This window comes from Streptomyces sp. NBC_00669 (assembly GCF_036226785.1).
GTDB lineage: Bacteria > Actinomycetota > Actinomycetes > Streptomycetales > Streptomycetaceae > Actinacidiphila.
Genome location: NZ_CP109018.1, coordinates 8856172 through 8875832, shown reverse-complemented (window position 1 = coordinate 8875832; position 19661 = coordinate 8856172). Strand labels below are relative to the sequence as shown.

The following is a 19661-nucleotide window of genomic DNA, read 5'->3' as shown; positions in this document are numbered from 1 at the left end:
GGCGCCCATCCTCGTGCACACACCGGAGCGCACGACCGCGGGAAACGCGCGGCGGCGGACGACGAGCACACGGGGGCACGGCCATGGGCCACCAAGATCCGGACGGGGACTTCAGCGGGCTCGACCCCGCGCGGCTGTGGGACCTGATCAACTCGATCGACCGCCGTACGGCCACCGGCGGCCACAGCAGCGCGCAGCCGCTGGTGGACAAGTGGATGACGACGGCGCGGGGCATGAGCCTCGACACGTCACGGCTGACCGCGATCAACCGCCATCTGTCCTGGGCCCGGGGCCAGTTGCCGATGCTGCGGCGCCGGCACAGCCTGGCCGCGGATGCCGCCAGGCAGGCGAAGGAGCTGGGCGGCGGGAAGGGGCTGGCGGCGACCGCCGCCGGCGCCGACCTCGACGGCTTCGGCACGCAGGCCGCGGCGGTGAACGCGGCGAGGAAGGACGCCAAGGCGTACAAGGACGGGAAGATCAGCGCCGCGCGGTACCTCGAACTCGTGCAGGCGCACGACACTGACCCGGACTACTGCAAAGCCGCGTTGGGCGTGCTCGGCACGAAGGCCGCCATGAAACTCGTCACCGAGGACCACCTCTACGAAGAGGGCAACCCCGACGCCGGGCAGGCCCTGATGGCCGACTTCCTGGCCACCGCCCTGCGCAGTGGCGCGTCGCTGAAGAACGAACTCGGCGCGATTCCGTCCGAGCTGGCGCCGCTGCTCCGCTTCGCGAACTTCCCGCCCGCGGTGCTGGTCAGCCTCGGCGACGACGCGCTGAGCGACAACTCCGGGCAACTGGGCAGGTACGTGTGGCCCGCGCTCGCCGCCGACCCCGTCGCGGCCACCGCGTTCGTGCACGACCACGCCAAGGAACTGCCCGGACTCATCGGGCCGAGCGGCCAGGGCAACGCCACCATCAACCCGGCGGAGTCCAAGGCGTTCGCCGCGGTGCTGCGCGCCGGCACGCTGCCCGCGCCCGGCGTGGACCCGAAGACCTCCGCGGCCAACACCACAGCGTTCGTCACCTACTACGCCCGTCACCCCGACGCCCACCCGTCATCGGAGTACTGCGCGGTCTACGCCGACATCATCGAGGCGTACTGGCCGGACCTCCAGGCGAGCCTGACCGACCCGGCGCCGGTCCAGGGCCCGGGGCACGTCGACGCCGACGGTGCCGCGTGGGCGGCCTTCATCGACCAGGCCATGCAGGACGGCACCTGCGCCGGACGGGTGCTCGCGTTCGGCCGGAAGCAGGCGCAGGAGATGGCCGACAACGACCCGGACAACCCGATTCACGAGAACGGCGCCGGCACCATCGACGGCGTCTTCGACTACGAAGCCCGGGCGGTCAGCAAACAGCTGTCCGCCGACGAGACGGCGAAGAAGAAGGCGTGGGCGGATCACCTGTCCGACGCCTTCGCCTTCGCCGTGCACACCGGAGTCGACGTCGCGCTGGACCCCGGCCAGGCGGCCGCCACGATCGGCAAGGCGGCGCTGAGCAAGGGCGAGGACGAATTCATCAAACTGATCACGACCACGGGCAAGCACGCGGACATCGGCTCGCCGCCGACGAGCACCACCTGGCAGGGCGACTGGCAGGACGCCGCCCACCACGCCTACGTGGACAACCCCCACGTCGGCGACCCCGGGAAGTACGCGAACGAGTACAGCCACGGCAAGCCGTTCCTCACCGGCGACGGCCACCTCGTCGCGAACGCCACCGCGGGACAGCGGCGCGCCTACAACGAGTGGCTCAAGGACCCCGCGACCGCGAAGGCGTCGGTGGAGAACTTCAACACCCGCGACCGCGCCGATCTGCGCGGTCTCACCGGCAACGGCTGACGCGCCGGGGGCGCCGAACCGGTGGTGCGGAGGGCCTGTCGCCTCCGCACCACCGGGGTCGGCCGGAGCGGGTCAGTTCAGCGCGAACTTCTGGGCGGCGGTGCCGTTGCAGTCGTGGATCTGCAGGCGGGTGCCGTTGGCGCCGGCACCGTTCGGGTCGTCCAGGCAGCGGCCGGACTGCGGGTTGAGCAGAGAGCCGTCGGACTGCTGCTGCCAGACCTGGCCGCCGACGCCGTCGCAGTCGTAGAGCTCCACCTGGGTGTCCTGGGCGGTGCCATTGCCGTCGATGTCCAGGCAGCGGCCGAGGGTGCGCAGCGAGCCGTCGGCGGCGTGCACCCAGTGCTGGTCCAGCGCGTAGGGCTGGCAGTCCCACAGTTGCGCGGCGCTGAGGTTGCCGCCGTTGTCGTCGCCGTCGATGTCCACGCACTTTCCGCCGGGGGCGTTGACCGGCGCTCCGCCGTTGACCGTGAACCGCTGGGCGTCGGTGCCGTTGCAGTCGTGGATCTGCAGGCGGGTGCCGTTGGCGGTGGCGTCGTTCGGGGAGTCCAGGCAGCGGCCGGACTGCGGGTTGAAGAGCGAGCCGTCGGCGCGCTGCACCCACTTCTGCCCGCCGACCCCGTTGCAGTCGTAGAGCTGGACCTGGGCGTTCTGGGCGGTGCTGTTGCCGACGATGTCCAGGCAGCGGCCGAGCGTGCGCAGCGAGCCGTCGGCGTCGTGGGTCCAGTGCTGGTCGGCGGCGGCGCTCTGGCAGCCCCAGAGCTGGACGGCCGCGGACCGACCCGCGACGTCATCGCCGGTGACGTCCACGCAGGTGCCGCCGGGTCCGGCGATCGTGGCCGGTGCCACCCCGGCGGTGTCGCCCGCGTAGCCGGCCGAGACGATGTTCGCCTGCACGGCGTCGTCCGCGGCGTCCGACGGGTAGCCGGAGGTCATCACGCCTTCGAAGAAGGAGCCGCCGGCGCGGTTGCTGTTGTCGCCGCCGGTGCCCATGACGATGGAGCCCTCCTGCTGCATGGGCGCGTAGCCGGGTGGCAGGGCGCCGTTCCACCAGGTGGTGAGGGCGCCCGACCGGGAGTCGCCGCCCTTGAGCGCGAAGCTCGTCTGGCCGTTGTTCTTCAGCACGGCCGTGACGAACGGGCTGGAGTTGCCGCCGTTGACGCTGTGGGCGTTGGTGTCGGCCTGGTAGATGCCGTTCTCCAGGTCGGCCTGCACCCAGGGCCCGTTGCCCCGGCACGGGTCGCAGGCCCTCGCCGGGGAGATGTTGAGCGCGTCCATGTGGCCGGCGCCGGTGTCGTCCTCGGCCGCCTCGACATTGCCGAAGTCGAAGCAGCAGTCGTGGATGGTGTGGGTGCCGCTGGCCACCATGTACATGCCCTCGGGCTGGCCGCCGGTGGCGACCCCCGACCCGACGGCGTGGCGGTACCCGACGCCCGGCGGCACGTAGACGCCGTACACCGAGTGGCCGCCCACGGTGACGTGCAACGCGTCCGCCATCGCACCGGAGTCGGCGGCGCCCGCGGTGCCGGCGCCCGCGATGGTCAGGTCGTTGTGCCGCGGCGACTGGTCGTAGATCTTGGAGATGACGCACGGGCCGGCGGCGCAGAAGACGTTCTGCGGTCCGGCGTCGGCGATGCCGCCGGGGGCGAGCAGGCCGATGTCGAGCGTCGCGCCGTCATGCACCCGGGTGACCTGGTAGAGGTTGCCGCTGTAGGAGCCGTAGAGCGCGCGGACGGTGCTGAAGGCGCCGACGCAGGGGGTTCCGGCGTTGCCGTAGATGTCGCAGGGCTGGTCCGTGGCGGCGTGCGCGGGACCGGTGACGCCGACCAGCAGGCCGAGGGCCAGGACCATGGTCGCGCCCATCGAGAGAAGGACGCCGCGCAGGCGTCTCAGCGCGTGCCGCAGATGTGGTCGGTGAGCGTGAGCGGTCATCGTCGACCTTTCTCCGTCGGGTGATGTCGCGGATGGCGGTGCGCGGGCGCCCGGTGGGAGGCGCCGCGCGTCACCTGGTGCGGATACCCCGTGCGCGATGCTCATACGATTCAGCGCAGTCGAAGCTAGAGGTGGCGCGTCGAGCCCGTCAACCCCTGGGCCAGGCGCCCCTGTTACCCGATGATCTCGCGGACGACTCTTGACGCGGTGTTCACGGCCACTTAGCGTCCGGGGTGCTGAATCGTTGAAGCACACCCCTGGGAGCACCGCATGACGCGCTTCAACCGCATTGACCCCTCAGGGGTGGCGGGATGACGGCGGCCGAACGCGACCGCAGCCGCGGTGACCGACGCGAGGACGGCGAGGTCGTCCCGCCGGGGCGGGGCGGCCCGGAGGAGAGGGGCGACGCCGACCCGCCGGCCGGTGGTGGTGACGGCGGCGGCCGGAGCCGCAGACGCGCGGCGCCGGCCGGCAGGCGCGGCACCGTCACGCTCAAGGACGTCGCGACGGCCGTCGGGATCTCGCAGAGCGCCGCGTCCATGGCGCTCGCGGACCATCCGCGGATCAGCGCGGCGACCAAGGAGGCCGTCAGGGCCGCCGCGGCGAAGCTCGGCTACGTCCCGAACTCCGCGGGGCGGGCGCTGCGCGCGGGCCGTTCGACCTCGATCGCGGTCGTCGTGCCCCAGACCGGCCGGCATGTCTTCGGCCACCCCTACTTCATGCATCTGCTGGTGGGGGTCACCGCCGAGGCCAACGCCCACGACGCCGCCCTGATGGTGTCGACCAACCCCGACGAGTCCCACGGCGTCGCGGCCTACGAGCGGGTGCTGCGCTCGCAGGCGGCGTCGGGCGCGATCGTCGCCTCGGCCTCGATCGGCGACCCCAACGTCAACCGCATGGTGGACGCCGCGTTGCCGGTGGTGCTGATCGGGCGGTTCGTGCACCTGCCGCACGCGGCGAGCGTCGGCATCGACGAGACCGCGGGCGCCGCGGCGGTCGCCCACCACCTGGTGGAGGACCACGGGCTGACCCGGATCGGCTACATCAGCGGCCCGCTCGACCACCAGACCGCGGTGGACCGCTACGAGGGCTTCCGCGCCACGCTCGCCGCGTCGCGGCGGCCGTGCACCCACACCCTCGCCGTGGGCGACTTCAGCGAGGAGTCGGGGACGCTCGCCGCGCGGCAGGTGCTGGACAGCATGTCCGACGTCCAGGCGATCTTCGCCGCCAACGACGAGATGGCCTACGGCGCGATGCTGGAGATCCGCTCCCGCGGGCTGCGCATCCCCGAGGACATCGCCCTGGCCGGATACGACGACTTCGGCGTCTCCCGGCTCACCACACCCGGGATCACCACCGTGCGCGTCCCGGCCGAGTCGCTGGGCCGCAAGGCCGCGGCGATCCTCTTCGACCTCGTGGACGGGACGGCGCCCGACCCGGTCCACACGGTGCTGCCGTTCGAACTCGTGATCCGCGAGTCCTGCGGAAGCCATCCCGGCTGAGCGGGCGGCACCGGCTCAGGGCGTGGCGGCCACGGGCATCAAGCGACTCCCGCCCAAGTGCCCGATCCCGGGCGCCCGGTCACTGGCGCCCGATCCCAAGTGCCCGAATCCCAGGTCCCCGACGCCCGGGTCCCCGACGCCCAGGCGCCCGCATCCCGAGGCGCCCGCATCCCAGGGCGCCCGACTCCCCCCGCTCGCCTTCAGACCGTTCGCAGAGAAACCGGAGACCGGTGTGCTGACCTGCACTGCCACCCTCGACCCCGCCTTCGTCATCGCGCCGGTGCCCCCGCGGCTGTTCGGGTCGTTCGTCGAACACATGGGCCGCTGCGTCTACGGCGGCGTGTACGAGCCCGGCCACCCCGAAGCCGATGCCGAGGGCCTGCGGGCCGACGTCATCGAGCTCACCCGCGAACTCGGCGTGAGCGCCGTCCGCTACCCCGGCGGCAACTTCGTCTCCGGCTACCGCTGGGAGGACGGCGTCGGCCCCCGCGAGGACCGCCCGGTCGCCCTCGACCTGGCCTGGCGCTCGCTGGAGCCCAACACCTTCGGGCTCAACGAGTTCATGTCGTGGGCGAGGCAGGCCGGCGTCGAGCCGATCATGGCCGTCAACCTCGGCACCCGCGGCGTCGAGGACGCCTGCAACCTGCTCGAATACGCCAACTTCCCGGCCGGCACCCGCTACTCCGACCTGCGCGTCGCGCACGGCGTGCGCGACCCGCACCGCATCAGGACCTGGTGCCTGGGCAACGAGATGGACGGCCCCTGGCAGATCGGCCGGAAGACCGGCACCGAGTACGGCCGGCTGGCCGCCGAGACCGGCAAGGCCATGCGGCGGATCGACCCGTCCATCGAACTCGTCGCCTGCGGCAGCTCCAACGAGCGGATGCCGACCTTCGGGTCCTGGGAGGCCGACGTCCTGGACGAGGCGTTCGACGTCGTCGACTCCATCTCGCTGCACGCCTACTTCGAGCAGCACGGCGAGGACCGGGTCGGCTTCCTGGCCTCCGCGCAGGTGATGGACGACTTCATCGACGGCGTCGTCGCCACCTGCGACCACATCGCGGCCAAGAAGCGCTCCCGGCGCAGGCTGAAGCTCTCCTTCGACGAGTGGAACCTCTGGCACGAGAGCCGGTTCGCCGGCCAGGACCATCTCGACTGGGCGCGGGCACCCCGGCTGATCGAGGACGAGTACACCGTCGAGGACGCCGTCGTCCTGGGCAACCTGCTGATGAGCCTGCTCCGGCACAGCGACCGGGTGACCATCGCCTGCCTCGCGCAACTCGTCAACGTCATCGCGCCGATCCGCACCGAACCCGACAGCGGCGCCTGGCGGCAGACCATCTTCCACCCCTTCGCCCTCACCGCCCGGCACGCGCGTGGCGAGGTGCTGCGCGTGGAGCCGAACTCGCCGGTGCTGCACTCCGAGACCCTCGGCGACGTGGCGGCGGTCGACGTGACCGCCACCCGGGACGCCGAGACCGGCGAGACGACGGTCTTCGCCGTGAACCGGGACGAGAGCCAGGCCGCCACCTTGCGGTTGGCGATGGCCGGCGAGGAGCACGCCGTCGTGGAACACGTGGTGCTGGGCGGCCGGGACCTGCTGGCGACCAACTCCAAGGCGGCGCCGCGCGGGGTGGAGCCGCGCTCCAGCACCCGGCACTCGACCGACCCGAAGGGGCTGTCCGTGGAACTCCCGCCCGTGTCCTGGACGATGGTCCGGACGGCCCCGGTGACCGGGTGATCCCGCGGGCGGGCCGGGCCACGAGCCCCCGCCCCGGGCGCTCGGCGGCGCTCCCCCGAAGTGCTCCCCCGAGGCGCTCCCCGGCGCCGCGACACGCGGAAATCCGGCCGCTCCGACATATCCGTATCCGCGGCGAACGCGAAGTGAACGACGTCCGGGGAAGGCGTTCTTCGGCCGGGGAGAAAGTGACGGGGTGAAATTCTGGTTCTACCCCGCTGAAAATTCCCTTACACCTCCGCTCGTCACCGAAATGAAATCACCGGCTCCGAACAGGCGCTTTACGCGATCCGCGGAGCGCGGGCCCGCCTGGCGGCCGGCATCCCCAACCGGTCCTGATAGACGATGTGTTCGGGCCATCGGCCGGTGTGGCCGGGGGCCGGAAGGGGTGATTCGCCCGGGCCGGAAGATGCCCCTACCATTCACCCCTCTTTCTCGTGTACTTTCGTCGGGCGAACCACGCACGACCTTCACGAGAGGAAGTGCGTGACATCTCCACCCGGAAAGGGGGTGCAATGATGAAGCTTCTCTTCGCCATTCGTAACAAGGTGTCCGCGCAGAAGAGCCTGAAGGCCAGCGCCTGGTACTTCTGGTACTAGGCCGCCAGGTCGTCCCCGCCGCGAGGCGGGGACGATGCCGCCTGCCCCGCTCGGCCTTCCTGGAGACCCGCATGCGCGCCACGGTGTTCCACCCACGACTCGCCGCCCTGTTCCGGGACCACCTCGGCCAGGACGTCTTCCGGCTCGAACCCGACACCATCGGGATCGCCGGACACGACGTGGCCGACCGGATTCTCGCCGCCCGCCGGGCCACCGAGGTGGAGCGGCCCACGTTCAAGCCGCTGCACGGGCGCTCGATCCCGCGCGGCGAGGCCGGTTCGGTGATCCGTACCATCGGCGCCGATGTGCGCGAGGCCCTGAAGCGGCCCCGCCCCCGCCCCGAGGACGTCGATCTGTCGGGGGTCTGGCCGCTGCGAGGACATCTGTTCCTGCGGGACCTGATCCTCGGCCAGGACCCGTACCGCCTGCGGGTCCTGATGAGCCGCAACCTCGAACTGACGCCGAAGCTCACCTGGACCGTCATCGCGGCGGGCGCCGCGCTCCCGGGGCGGGTCGGGCGGCGGGGAGCCCCGCTGACCGCGATCGCGGGCCTGACCGCCGACGCGAAGGGGTACCAGGATCGCCGCTACGCGATGGGCATGTACCGGCGAGCGGCGGCCCCGGTGTGCTTCACGGTCTCCACCCTCGTCGCGAACGCGCTGTGGCTCGGCTCGCCGTTCGACCCCGAGACGCCGAACCGGCACATCCTGTACGAGGCCATGCGGCTGCTGCCGCCGTCCTGGAACATCCTGCGCAACGCCTCTCCCGAGTACCCCGGGATCGACGAGCGCATCGGCGCGGGCGACGACGTCCTGCTGCTGCCGCTCCTCTCGCACCGGGACCCGAAGCTGTGGGAGGACCCGGACACGTTCCGGCCGGAGCGCTGGGAGACCCTCGATCCCGACACCGCCCCCGGCTACCTGCCCTTCGGCCACTCCTCCGAGCGCTGCTGGGGCCGGCACATGGTGATGCCCCTGGCCGAGCTGCTCCTGGACCTCCTCCGCGGCTCCGGCCTGGCGGTGGACCCCGGGCAGACCTCCGCCAAGGTGCCCCTGGTCGGGCTGCTCGGCGTGGAGGACGTCAAGGTGACGGCGGTGCGCGGTGCGGCTGCCTGAGGGGAGCGAGGAGGCCGACGGGTCCGTACCGCGCGGGATACCCGAGCCGCCGTCGGAGGCGGACGAGCCGCCCGGGCCGCCCGGCGGGGCCGAGACCGTGGACGGGTCCTTCGCCCGCCACCCGCACGAGTCGTACCGGCGCTGGCGTGAGACGCGCGAGGTCCGCCAGGTCCGCTTCTCCGGTCCGGTGCCGCTGGCCGGCTGGGTCGTCACCGGGCACGCGGCCTGCCGGGCGGCCCTGGTGGACCCGCGGCTGAGCAAGGACGGCGCGACCGAGGCGTTCGCCCGGCACGAGGGGCTGCCCACGGGCGGCCCGGGCGGTGCGCTCACCACCCACCTGCTCAACTCCGACCCGCCGCGCCACACCCGGCTGCGCCGGCTGGTCCAACAGGCGTTCACGCAACGGCGGGTGGCGATGCTGCGCCCCCGGATCGAGGCCCGGGCCACCGCGCTGCTCGACGCCCTGGACGGGAGCGACGAGGTCGACCTGATCGGCCGGTTCGCGCTCCCGCTGCCGCTGGCGGTGATCTTCGACCTGCTCGGCGCGGACCCGGGTGATCCCAGGGTCCTCCAGGTCCGTGGCCACACGGTGACCGGGGACGAGGGCGACGGCGAGGTGTCCGTCCCGACGGCCGAGGCGATGCTGGACCGGCTGCGCGCCCTGATCGAGCAGAAGCGGGCGCACCCGGGCGACGACCTGCTGTCCGCCCTCGTCGCCGCCCGCGACGGCGGTGACCGCCTCACCGAGGAAGAGGTCACCTCGATGGCGTTCCTGCTGGTGATCGCGGGCCACCAGACCACCGCCAACCTCATCGCCAACGGCCTGCACGCCCTGCTCGCCCACCCCGATCAGCTCGCCGCCGTCCGCGCCGACCCGTCGCTGCTGCCCGGCCTGACCGAGGAGGTCCTGCGCCACGAGAGCCCGTTCAGCATCGCGAGCCTGCGCTACGCCACGCAGCCGGTGGAGATCGAGGGCACCACGATCCCGGCCGGGGAGTTCGTGCAGATCGCGCTGCTGGCCGCCAACCGCGACCCTGAGGTCTTCCCGGACCCCGACCGGTTCGACGTCACCCGTGACGCCGCCGGGCACCTGGCGTTCGGCCACGGCATCCACCGCTGCCTGGGCGCACCGCTGGCCCGGCTCCAGGCCGAGATCGCCTTCGGCCAGGTGCTGCGGCGCTTTCCCGCGCTCCGCCTGGCGGACCCCGACCGCGCCCCCGCCTGGCAGGACAACCCCCGCCACCGGGGGCTGCTCTCCCTCCCGGTCCGGCTGCGCTGACGTCCCCGCCGCTCCCGCGTCACCGCTTCTGCCTCGTCCGCTCCGAGCCGGCCCGCTCCGCCACCGGGCCGGGGCGGGAGAACCAGTGGAGCACGAGGGCTCCGGCGGTCAGGACGATCGCGGAGAGGACCCGCATGCCGGTGTCGAGCGCGCCGGTGAAGTCCTGGAGGACCGCGTGCCGGAGGGAGGGGTCGACGGAGAAGCGCTGTGCCTGGGCGACGGTGCTCGGGGCGTGCGGTCCACGCAGGGCGCGCGGCAGGTTCGCGGCGAACCGGTCGGCGATCACGGTGCCGTTGAGGGCGACCCCCAACGCGCTGCCCAGTTCGCGCGTCAGGCTCTGCAACGCCGATCCGGTGCCCGCCTGTTCGGGAGGCAGCGCGGACATCATGGCGTGCGAGAGGACCGGCGTGGCCAGCCCGCAGCCCGCGGCGGTGAGTACGGCGCCGAGGGCGTAGAAGGGATACGGGGTCCGCGCGCCGACCAGGGAGACGGTGCCGAGGCCCGTGGCCAGCAGGAGCAGGCCCAGCCCCACGACGCGCCGCTCGCCGAGGCGTCGGCGCAGGCCGACCGCGCACCGCGGGGCCAGCAGCAGGGCGACGGCCATGGGCAGCAGCCGGATTCCGGAGCCGAGGGGGGAGTAGCCCTTCGCGTACTGGAGGTACTGGCCGTTGAGGTAGAACAGGCCGAACATGCCGGTGAAGACGACCGTCATGCCGAGCGCGCCGGCCCGTACCGGGGGCGATGCCAGCAGCCGGGGATCGAGCAACGGGTGCGCGCTGCGCAGTTCGCGCCGGACCCACCAGGTCAGCGCGGCGGCCGCCGCGGCGAACGATCCGAGGACCGTCCGGCTGGTCCAGCCCTGTTGCGGGCCGGAGACGAGGGCGAACAGCAGGACGAAGAAGGAGCAGGTCAGCAGCAGGACGCCGAGCGGGGCGACCGGGCGGGCGTACCGGGGCGTCTTCGGGGCGGCAGCGGCGGCCAGCGCCAGGGCGACCAGGGACAGCGGGACGGCGGCCAGGAACAGCGCGCGCCAGGAGCCGGCCTGGATGGCGGCGCCGCCGCCGACGTTGCCCAGGACGGCGGCGAGTCCGGTCATGGCCGCCCAGACGGCGATCCGACCGGCGCGGCCCGCGGGCGGCGTGCCGGCCACCATGAGCGCCAGCGTGGTGGGCAGGACGGCCGCCGCCCCCACCCCGCTGACCATCCGCCCCGCGATCAGCACACCCACGTCCGTGGCGGTTCCCGCGAGCAGGCAGCCCGCCGCGAAGACCGCCGTTCCGGCCAGCAGGACGCCCTTGCGGCCGAGCCGGTCGGCCAGCGCCCCGGCCGGCACGAGGAGGCAGGCGAAGACGGCGACATAGCCGTCGACCACCCACAGCACGGCGGCCGCCGACGGCTGCAGGGCGCTGCGGGACAGCGAGGGGATGGCGAGGTTGACCGCGGAGACCATTCCCACCACGAGGGTCACGCACAGTCCCATGGCCGCGGTCAGGGCGTCCGGACGGCGGCGCCGGCGCGGTCGGGGCCGGCGCGGGGACGGCGGGCGGGCGACGGGTGGCGGAACGGGTCGGGGACCGGGCACGGGGAACCTCCGGCGGTCGGGCCCGGGCACGGCACCTTGGCGGCATCGCAGCGAGGCGGCGCGGCGGTGCGGCGCGGCACAGCGGCGGGGCGGCGGGGAAGCGGGGCAGGAAGACGGCATGGCGGCATGGCCGTTGGGCGCGACGGCTCTTCGCGCGTCGCGCCCCGGCGGGGACCGGGTCGAGGGAACGGGCCTGCGGCGGCGGCCGGAAGGGTAGGGGCGGGAGTGGCGGGAGAGGGGAGGGTGATGAAGGGGTCAGCCGGTGTGACGGGCCAGGTCGGCACGCAGCACGAGCCGGTCACCGCGGATGGACAGGAACTCCAGATCCACCGGGCGGCCGCCCGCCAGCGTGCTCAGGCGCTCCACCGCGAACAGCGCCGCACCCGGCGCTGTGTCCAGGACCTCGGCGGTGCGAGGGTCGGCGTTCACTGCCTGCACCGTCAGCGTCGCGGTGCTCAGCCGCACGCCCGCGGTCTCCTCGATGAGCGCGAACACGTCCCGTCCGGCCAGGTCGAGTTCCAGCAACGGCGTCCCGATGTCGGCCGGCAGATACGTCAGGTCCAGCGAAAGCGGAACGCCGTCGAGGTGGCGCAGCCGCTCCAGCCGTACGACCGGCTGTCCCCGGGGTGTGCCGAGTCGGCGGGCGACGGCGGCGGGCGGCAGCACGCTGCCCGCGGCACGCAAGTGGTTGTCCACCGTGCCCAGTTGGTGCAGGGTCTCGGCGAGCCCGGTCATCCGGCCCAGCGGATGCTCGACCTTGCGGCCCACCAGCACGGTGCCGACCCCGCGCCGGCGTCGGACCAGTCCCTCGTCGGCCAGGATGCGCAACGCCTCGCGGACGGTGTTGCGCGAGACCCCGAAGTCCGCCACCAGAAGCCGCTCTTCGGGCAGGAATCCGGTGCGGAACAGGCCCGCGGCGGCCTGCTGCCGCAGCACGTCGGCGACCTGCCGGGCTCGGTCGGCGCGAGCCGGAGTGCCCGGAGGGGAGCCGGTCCTGGACACGGGGGGCATCAAGGGCACCGCCTCTCTGTCGCTGCGCGCGGGCCCGGTCGGGTCCCGGAATCCCCGGGCGGGAAACGCTCCCGCACTGGTCCCAATCTAGGGTCCGCTGATGACGCCGATGTTACGCCACCCATTTTGACCTGCGAATATGCTCTCACCAGCGCAATCGGCGAGCCGCCCCCGAGCTCCGCCACCCGGCGACCCCCGAGTCCCTTCGGCACCCGATGTGTACGGCGTGGGGACGGCCGGGCGACGTCAGCGGTTCACCGCGGCGCCATCCTCCGGCGGCACAGTTGCGCCGTTTGCACTGCGACCGGTCAACTCCCCTGCTGCGCGGGTCCTTTGGACCTGGCGTCGGTCCACCGTCGAAAGGCAGTCCGCCTGTGAACGGCAAAGTCCCCCCACCCGTGCGCCGCGTGTCGGTTCGCGCCGGCCGCAGGACCGTGATCGGCAGCGTCGTCGCCGGCCTGATGACGCTCGGCGCCGTCGCCGCCCCGGTCGTCGCCCATGCGACGATCACCGGCGCCGCCACCACCGCGTTCGGCACCGGCGACGTCGTGGTCTACCGCGTCGGTGACGGCGGCAGCTCCCTGAGCGACAAGGCCGCCCCGGTGTTCCTCGACGAGTACACCCCCGCCGGGGCGCTGGTGCGTTCCGTCGCGCTGCCCACCGCCGACAGCGGCAGCACGCACGAGCTGACCGCCTCGGGCACCGCCTCGTCGGAGGGACAGCTCACGCTCTCCGCCGACGGCCGCTACCTGCTGGCTCCCGGTTACCACAAGGCGGTCGGCACCAGCGCCGTCGCCACCACCGACGACGTGACGATCGCCCGCGTCGGCGCCGACGGCACCGTGGACACCAGCACGATGCTCGACGAGTTCGCCGCCGACAACAACGTCCGGGGCGCGGCCAGCACCGACGGCACCGACATCTGGGTCTCCGGTGCCGCCGGCGGCATCGGCTACACCACCCTCGGCTCCGGCAGCTTCACCCAGCTCACGTCGAAGAACGTCCGCGCGGTGCAGATCGCCGACGGCCGGCTCTACGCCTCCTCCGACAAGAACGGCACCGGGATCTCCACCGTGGGCAGCGGCACCCCGACCACCTCCGGGCAGACGCTGACCAACCTGCCCGGCAGCCCCGAGAGCAGCGGCGACCCCTACGGCTACGCGCTGCTCGACCTCTCCGGCGGCGCCGGCCCCGACACCCTGTACGCAGCGGACTCCAGCGCCGGGAAGATCAACAAGTTCAGCCTGGTCGGCGGCACTTGGAAGGCGGAGGGCAGCAAGAGCGTCTCCGGCGTCACCGGCCTGACCGGCTCGGTCAGCGGCGGGCAGGCCGTGCTGTACGCCACCGGCAGCGGCTCCTCGGGCACCGGCGGCACGCTCTCCACGGTGACCGACACCAGCGGCCCGGCCGCCGCCATGAACGGCTCCGTGACCACTTCGGCCACGGCTCCCGCCAAAGAGGCCTTCCGGGGCGTCGCCCTCGCTCCCGGCACCGGCGGCACCACCACCCCGCCGACGACCCCGCCGACCACCCCGCCCACCACTCCCCCCGGCGACCCGGGCACGCCCGTGGCCTGGCCCGGCAGCAGCTCGGTCACCACTGCCGACGGCTCGGGCGTCTTCGGCGAGGACCTCAGCGGCCTCTACCAGGAGGGCGGTGTGATGTGGGGGGCGCAGAACAGCGGCAAGCTGTGGCGTCTGCTCCCGGACGGCTCCGGCGGCTGGCAGCCCGACACGTCCGGCGGCTGGACCTCCGGCAAGAAGGTCCACTACCCGGGCGGTTCGGGCACCCCCGACGACGAGGGCGTCACCCTGACCGGTTCCGGTGCGGCGGGCGGGGTCTACCTGGCGAGTGAACGCGACGGCGACCACTCCGGCACCAGCCGGCTGTCGGTGCTGCGCTACGACGTCTCCGGTACGGGCAGCTCGCTGACGGCCACCGACGAGTGGAACCTCACCGCGGACCTGCCCTCCACCGGCGCGAACCTCGGCTTCGAGGGCATCACCTGGGTCCCCGACAGCTACCTGACCGGCGCCGGCTTCCAGGACTCCTCGACCGGCGCCGCCTACGACCCCGCGAACTACGGCTCCCACACCGGCGGCGTGTTCTTCGTGGGCGTCGAGGGCTCCGGCACGGTCTACGGCTACGTCCTCCAGGACTCCGGCGCGTTCACCCGTGTCGCCTCCTTCAGCAGCGGCATGGACGGCGTGATGGAACTGCAGTGGGAGCCGCAGGCGTCGCGCCTGTGGGTCGTCTGCGACGACACCTGCGACGGCCAGCACCGCACCTTCACGATCGGCTCTTCGGGCACCTTCGCCCTCAGCGCCGTCTACAACCGCCCCACCGGCATGCCCGACTACAACAACGAGGGCTTCTCCCTGGCCGGTGCCGACGAGTGCGTGAGCGGCTCCAAGCCCGTGTACTGGGCCGACGACTCCGACGACGACGACCACGCGATCCGCAAGGGCAGCGTCACCTGCTGACCGCGCCGCCCGGTTCCTCCGGCGGGGTGGCCCGGCAGCGGGGTGCTGCCGGGCCGCACCGCGGTCAGGGGGTGTCGGTGCGCTTCTCCAGGCGGGTGCCGTGGCGGCGGGTGATCGACATCAGGTCGCTGGGGGCGTCCAGTTCCAGCCGGTGCCAGCGCCCGCGCGGGACGATCACGGCGGTACCCGCCGGCAACCGCACCATGTCCTCGGCGCCGCCGGGCCCGGTGGCGCGGAAGTGGATGCGGGCGCCGCCGGTCAGGCAGCACACCCCCTCCTCGGCCGACGGGTGCATCTCCCAGTGGTCGGCGTGGACGTCGGCGTCGGTCTCCACGTGGAAGGTCGCGATCTGCCAGGCATCGGAGTCGCTGCCGTCCATCCGCCGTTCGCCGGCCCGGACGTCGCCGTCGGGGTGGAAGGTCAGTGCCAAGGCGAACAGGTCGATGGCGTCGATGGCGTCGGAGGCGTCGGTGGTGTCGGCGGAGGAGGACGAGGGGGACGAGGGGGACGAGGGGGACGAGGCGGGGTTCGTCGTCATGAGGGTGTTCCTTCCAGTCGGTTCTCTGCTGGAGCGGTGGGTCGCGGTCGGGCGGTTCCCGTTCCGGCTCCTGCTCCGCCGCGCGGCAGCGCGACGAACGCCACGACGGCCGCGAGCGCGAAGAGCGCGGCGGCGACGGTCAGGCTCAGGGCGTACCCGTCGTTGAGCGCCGCGGGGCCGGTGGCCGCGCCGGTGCGATGCGCGGCCACGGTGGCCAGCGCGGCCAGGCCGATGCAGCCGCCGAGTTGGCGGGAGCTGTTGAACAGGCCGGAGGCCATGCCGGCCTCGCGGGCGGCGACGCCGTTGGTCGCGGCGGTGGCGACCGGGGCCAGCACGAGTCCGGTGCCGACGCTGGTCATCAGGGACGGGCCGAGTACGTCGGTGAGAAATCCGCCGTCGGGGCTGATGCACGCGAACCACGCCAGGCCGGCGGCGGCGAGCAGGGCTCCGGGTACCAGGCACGCCCGGGGGGTGCGTGCCGCGGTGACGCGGGTCGCGACGAGGGTGCCCGCGATCAGGCCCGCGGAGAAGGGCAGGAACGCGGCGCCGGTCGCCGCGGGGCCCATGCCCAGCACCTGCTGCATGTACAGGGACACGAAGTAGAACGCCGCGAACTGCCCTGCCGCGGCCAGGAACACCAGCGCGTTGGCACCCGCCACCCAGCGGCCGCGCAGCAGGCCGAGGCGCAACAGCGGTGCGGGGGAACGGGATTCGGCGTACCCGAAGGCGACCAGCAGCACGGCCGCGGCGGCGAGCATGGTCAACGTGACCGGCGAGCTCCACCCTTCGACGTCGGTGCGCAGGTCCGCGAACACCAGCAGCCCGACTCCGCCGGTGGCCAGGACGGCGCCGAGCACGTCCAACCGCTCGCGCCGGGCGGGGCGTTCCTCGGCGGGCACACCGGTGCGCACCAGGGCGAGCGCGATCGCCACGATGGGCAGGTTGATGAGCATCACCCAGCGCCAGCCGGCGTACTCGGTCAGCAGCCCGCCCGCCAGCACACCCAGTGCTCCCCCGGCGGCGTTCACCCCGCTCCACACGCCGAGCGCGCGCACGCGCCCCGGGCCCTCGGTGAAGGTGGTCGTGAGCAGCGCCAGCGCGGCCGGGGCGGCCGCGGCGGCGCCCAGGCCCTGCCCGGCGCGGGCGGCGATCAGCTGCCAGGGCGCCTGGGCCAGCCCGCCCGCCAGCGAGCACACCCCGAAGACGGCCAGGCCGAGCACGAACATCCGGCGCCGGCCGTAGAGGTCGCCGGCGCGGCCGCCGAGCAGCAGGAATCCGCCGAGCGCGAGCGCGTAGGCCTGCACGACCCACGACAGTCCGAGCGGCGTGAATCCCAGGGCGGTGCGGATCGCGGGCAGGGCGACGTTGACCACCGACATGTCCAGGGCGATGGCGAACTGGGCGACGGCCGCGGCCGCCAGCACCACTCCGGGCCGCCCCCGTGAGTTTTTGTACATGTAAGGAAACTAGCCTCCCGGGGGCGCCGCTGTCGATGCCCGGGGGATGATGGGGTCATGCCGCAGCCGTCCGCACCGCGCAGAGCCCCTGGCCGACCTCCCCGTATCTCCCGCGAGGAGGTCATCGAAGCGGCCCGCCGGATCGTCGCCGAGGAAGGCGTGGACCGGCTGACCATGCGGCGGCTGGCCACGGAGATCGGCAGCACGCCGATGGCTCTCTACCACCACGTCCGCAACAAGGAGGAGCTGCTCGTCCTGCTGCTGGACGACTACACCGAGCGGACGCTGCGCCGCCCCGAACTGCCCGCCGAGCCCCGCGAGCGGATCGTCGTCGCCGCCTCCACGATCCACGAGGCGCTCGCCGCCTGCCCCTGGATCGTGGAGGTGCTGACCGCCGACGACCTGATGTCCACCGCCGCCCTGTGGTTCGTCGAGCAGATCGTCGACGGCCTGGTCGTATGCGGCCTCTCCCCCGAGCGGGCCGTGCACGGGTACCGCGCGATCTGGTACTACACCGCCGGCGAGATCGTGGTCCGGACGTCGGCGGCCCGGCGGCGCACCGACGACGACCGTCCCACCTACCGGGAGCAGGTCTTCGCCGCTCTGGACCCGGGCGAGCTGCCCCGCCTGGCGAAGGTCGCGGACCGCTGGGCGCCGCTGACCGCCGAGGACACCTACCGGGACGGGCTCCGGGCCCTGGTGGACGGTCTTCTGACGCCGCGTTGACTCCTCGGGGCCCGCGCTGCCCCGGCCGGCGACGCCGAGGGCGCGGGCGGCGCGCACCACCTGCCCGGCGGGGGCACGGACGGTACCCGCGCGAACGTACGGGCGTGCCCTTCCGCTTCTTGCCGCGCGCTGTCGATCCCGTCTAGACAGGGAGCAGGCGCGACGGGGAACCGGCCGACCCAGGAGCCGGCTGGCCCCGGGGCCGGCTCGACGAGCAACCCGCGGGACGGACGACCGGCTCGCGGCGCGCAGCACCGAAGGAGTGAGTACGTGCAGGAGCGGAAGCAGGATGTGAGCGCTGCGCAGCGGCCGGGAACGGTGCCGCGCAAGCCCGCCGCACCGCCGCGTACCGAGGGGCTCGGCCCTGCGGCCGCTTCCGCCGGGCAGGCGCCGGGCGGGCACTCACCGGCGTCGGTCATCGCGTTGCAGCGTTCGGTCGGCAACGCCACGGTCGCCCACCTGCTGGAGACGCGGCGCCACGTCCACGGGTCGTCCTGCGGCCATCAGCAGGGCGCGCCGGAAGAGGGCCCGGTGCAGCGCCGGATGGCCGCGCACGACGTGCTGAGCCGTCCCGGCCGGCCGCTGCCCGAGCCGGAACTGCACGACATGCAGGCGCGGTTCGGCGGCGCCGACTTCAGCGACGTGCGCATCCACAACGACGCCGCCGCGAAGAAGTCGGCGCAGGAGATCGGCGCCCGCGCCTACACCTCCGGCAGCCACATCGTGATCGGCGAGGGCGGCGGCGACCGCCACACGCTCGCCCACGAGCTGACCCACGTCCTCCAGCAGCGGCGGGGCCCCGTCGCGGGCACGGACAACGGCAACGGGATGAAGATCTCCGACCCGTCCGACCGGTTCGAGGTCGCCGCGGAGGAGAACGCCCGGCGGGTCATGTCCGGGAGTGCCCCCGCCACCGGGCGGACCGCCCAGCGGGCGGTGGCCGACGCGGTGGACGGCACCGTGACCGATACGGCGGCCGGCGCGGGGCCCGCGCACGCCGTGCAGCGCCGCAAGCCGTCGGCGGACGCTCCGAAGGAGCACTACGCGGCCAAGGCGCAGGACCACCCCGAGTGGGCCGTGTTCCAGAAGATGATGAAGTCCGGCGGGTTCCCGGCGGACGTGATCGAGAGCGCCTGGCAACTGCTGCTGGGCGGGATCGCCGAGCAGGCGGTCCTGAACCAGAAGTCCTCGGACCCGTCGATCGACTCCGCGGAGCGGCGCAAGATCCGGGCCTCGAACACCTGGTTCCGCGAGCTCGTCAACCTCGTCGGCGAGCATCTGCGGATCACCACCCCGACGTTGGCGCTCTGGTCGGGCGGCTTCGACGTGAGCGTCTACGCCCACGGCAAGGGCCACACCTCGCTGGAGTTCACCCGGCTCGGCAAGGTCGTGGACCAGTTGGAGCTGCACGCCGACTGGAAGCTCCAGGCGCCTTTGTGGAACGTCCTGTCCACCGCGTTCGTCGAGCGCGCGACGGGCCCGGTGCACGTGTTCCTGCGGGCGTACAACCCCGACAGCGTCCTGATCGCGCAGGAGATCCCCCAACTGCGCATGATCCAGCGGCTCAACCCCGCCGTGACCCTCATGTGGCACCCGCTCTACACCACGCCCGACGGGAAGATCAAGGAGATCTCCGAGCGCCTGGAGCTCACCGACAACGCGGAGTACAAGAGCCGCGACAAGTGCGTGGCCGTGATGTACCACTACCTGCTGCGGTTCCACGACGAGAGCAACAGCAAGGCGTCGATGGCGCACAAGGAGATGAACGAACTCCTCGCCCAGAACGTCAACCCGAAGGCGACGACGACCTGACGGAGTCCGCCGCCGCAAGGCCCCTGCCTCGCCCCGGACGGCCAAC

Annotated in this window: 14 protein-coding genes; 9 read left to right on the top strand and 5 right to left on the bottom strand. The window is 73.1% G+C overall.

Annotated elements, in window-relative coordinates; translation table 11 throughout:
* The first annotated feature begins 83 nt into the window (after window positions 1-83).
* Complete coding sequence (locus OG896_RS37375; protein WP_329372570.1) at window positions 84-1844, top strand: hypothetical protein; 1761 nt, start codon at window positions 84-86, stop codon at window positions 1842-1844.
* Between the two features lie 72 nt (window positions 1845-1916).
* On the opposite strand, the gene OG896_RS37370 is transcribed toward OG896_RS37375, so the two are convergent.
* Window positions 1917-3773, bottom strand: coding sequence for an arabinofuranosidase catalytic domain-containing protein (locus tag OG896_RS37370; RefSeq protein ID WP_329372569.1), 1857 nt, complete (start codon window positions 3771-3773; stop codon window positions 1917-1919).
* A 311-nt stretch (window positions 3774-4084) separates the two neighbouring features.
* Between OG896_RS37370 and OG896_RS37365 the strand changes: the two genes are divergently transcribed.
* The 5 genes from OG896_RS37365 (at window position 4085) to OG896_RS37350 (ending at window position 10006) form a co-directional block, all read left to right on the top strand.
* Window positions 4085-5275, top strand: a complete 1191-nt coding sequence (locus OG896_RS37365; RefSeq protein ID WP_329372567.1) for a LacI family DNA-binding transcriptional regulator — start codon at window positions 4085-4087, stop codon at window positions 5273-5275.
* 235 nt (window positions 5276-5510) lie between these two features.
* Window positions 5511-7016 (top strand): arabinosylfuranosidase ArfA, encoded by a 1506-nt coding sequence (arfA, locus tag OG896_RS37360; RefSeq protein ID WP_329374533.1) that lies wholly within the window; start codon window positions 5511-5513, stop codon window positions 7014-7016.
* Window positions 7017-7528: 512 nt separating this feature from the next.
* Window positions 7529-7612, top strand: coding sequence for a tryptorubin family RiPP precursor (locus OG896_RS40530; RefSeq protein WP_443057286.1), 84 nt, complete (start codon window positions 7529-7531; stop codon window positions 7610-7612).
* 71 nt (window positions 7613-7683) lie between these two features.
* Window positions 7684-8727: a cytochrome P450 gene (locus OG896_RS37355; RefSeq protein ID WP_329372565.1), complete on the top strand. Its 1044-nt coding sequence runs from the start codon at window positions 7684-7686 to the stop codon at window positions 8725-8727.
* Window positions 8714-10006, top strand: coding sequence for a cytochrome P450 family protein (locus OG896_RS37350; RefSeq protein ID WP_329372563.1), 1293 nt, complete (start codon window positions 8714-8716; stop codon window positions 10004-10006). Before OG896_RS37355 ends, OG896_RS37350 begins: the two co-directional genes overlap by 14 nt.
* A 19-nt stretch (window positions 10007-10025) precedes the next feature.
* Here the strand turns inward: OG896_RS37350 and OG896_RS37345 are convergent, their stop codons facing one another.
* Window positions 10026-11474 (bottom strand): MFS transporter, encoded by a 1449-nt coding sequence (locus tag OG896_RS37345; RefSeq protein ID WP_329372561.1) that lies wholly within the window; start codon window positions 11472-11474, stop codon window positions 10026-10028.
* A gap of 369 nt (window positions 11475-11843) precedes the next feature.
* Window positions 11844-12599 carry a GntR family transcriptional regulator gene (locus tag OG896_RS37340; protein WP_366411179.1) on the bottom strand — a complete coding sequence of 252 codons (756 nt, stop codon included), beginning with the start codon at window positions 12597-12599 and terminating at the stop codon, window positions 11844-11846.
* A 1199-nt stretch (window positions 12600-13798) separates the two neighbouring features.
* Between OG896_RS37340 and OG896_RS37335 the strand changes: the two genes are divergently transcribed.
* The gene (locus OG896_RS37335; protein WP_443057285.1) at window positions 13799-15082 is read left to right on the top strand and encodes a lamin tail domain-containing protein; all 1284 of its coding nucleotides are present in this window, start codon (window positions 13799-13801) and stop codon (window positions 15080-15082) included.
* Window positions 15083-15146: 64 nt separating this feature from the next.
* On the opposite strand, the gene OG896_RS37330 is transcribed toward OG896_RS37335, so the two are convergent.
* Both OG896_RS37330 and OG896_RS37325 read right to left on the bottom strand, forming a co-directional pair.
* The gene (locus tag OG896_RS37330; RefSeq protein ID WP_329372558.1) at window positions 15147-15620 is read right to left on the bottom strand and encodes a cupin; all 474 of its coding nucleotides are present in this window, start codon (window positions 15618-15620) and stop codon (window positions 15147-15149) included.
* The gene (locus tag OG896_RS37325; RefSeq protein ID WP_329372556.1) at window positions 15617-17077 is read right to left on the bottom strand and encodes an MFS transporter; all 1461 of its coding nucleotides are present in this window, start codon (window positions 17075-17077) and stop codon (window positions 15617-15619) included. Before OG896_RS37325 ends, OG896_RS37330 begins: the two co-directional genes overlap by 4 nt.
* Window positions 17078-17134: 57 nt before the next feature.
* Here OG896_RS37325 and OG896_RS37320 point away from each other — a divergent pair, with 57 nt between their 5' ends.
* Both OG896_RS37320 and OG896_RS37315 read left to right on the top strand, forming a co-directional pair.
* Window positions 17135-17803, top strand: coding sequence for a TetR/AcrR family transcriptional regulator (locus tag OG896_RS37320; RefSeq protein ID WP_329372553.1), 669 nt, complete (start codon window positions 17135-17137; stop codon window positions 17801-17803).
* Between the two features lie 270 nt (window positions 17804-18073).
* Entirely contained in the window at window positions 18074-19615 is a 1542-nt protein-coding gene (locus OG896_RS37315) for an eCIS core domain-containing protein (protein WP_443057209.1), read from the top strand.
* Window positions 19616-19661 lie beyond the last annotated feature (46 nt).

Bases quoted from the DNA above. Each gene is read 5' to 3' on its own strand.
- OG896_RS37370 (WP_329372569.1), bottom strand. From the start codon at position 3,773: ATGACCGCTCACGCTCACCGACCACATCTGCGGCACGCGCTGAGACGC.
- OG896_RS40530 (WP_443057286.1), top strand. From the start codon at position 7,529: ATGATGAAGCTTCTCTTCGCCATTCGTAACAAGGTGTCCGCGCAGAAG.
- OG896_RS37325 (WP_329372556.1), bottom strand. From the start codon at position 17,077: ATGTACAAAAACTCACGGGGGCGGCCCGGAGTGGTGCTGGCGGCCGCG.
- OG896_RS37365 (WP_329372567.1), top strand. From the start codon at position 4,085: ATGACGGCGGCCGAACGCGACCGCAGCCGCGGTGACCGACGCGAGGAC.
- OG896_RS37355 (WP_329372565.1), top strand. From the start codon at position 7,684: ATGCGCGCCACGGTGTTCCACCCACGACTCGCCGCCCTGTTCCGGGAC.
- OG896_RS37330 (WP_329372558.1), bottom strand. From the start codon at position 15,620: ATGACGACGAACCCCGCCTCGTCCCCCTCGTCCCCCTCGTCCCCCTCG.
- OG896_RS37375 (WP_329372570.1), top strand. From the start codon at position 84: ATGGGCCACCAAGATCCGGACGGGGACTTCAGCGGGCTCGACCCCGCG.
- OG896_RS37340 (WP_366411179.1), bottom strand. From the start codon at position 12,599: ATGCCCCCCGTGTCCAGGACCGGCTCCCCTCCGGGCACTCCGGCTCGC.
- OG896_RS37320 (WP_329372553.1), top strand. From the start codon at position 17,135: ATGCCGCAGCCGTCCGCACCGCGCAGAGCCCCTGGCCGACCTCCCCGT.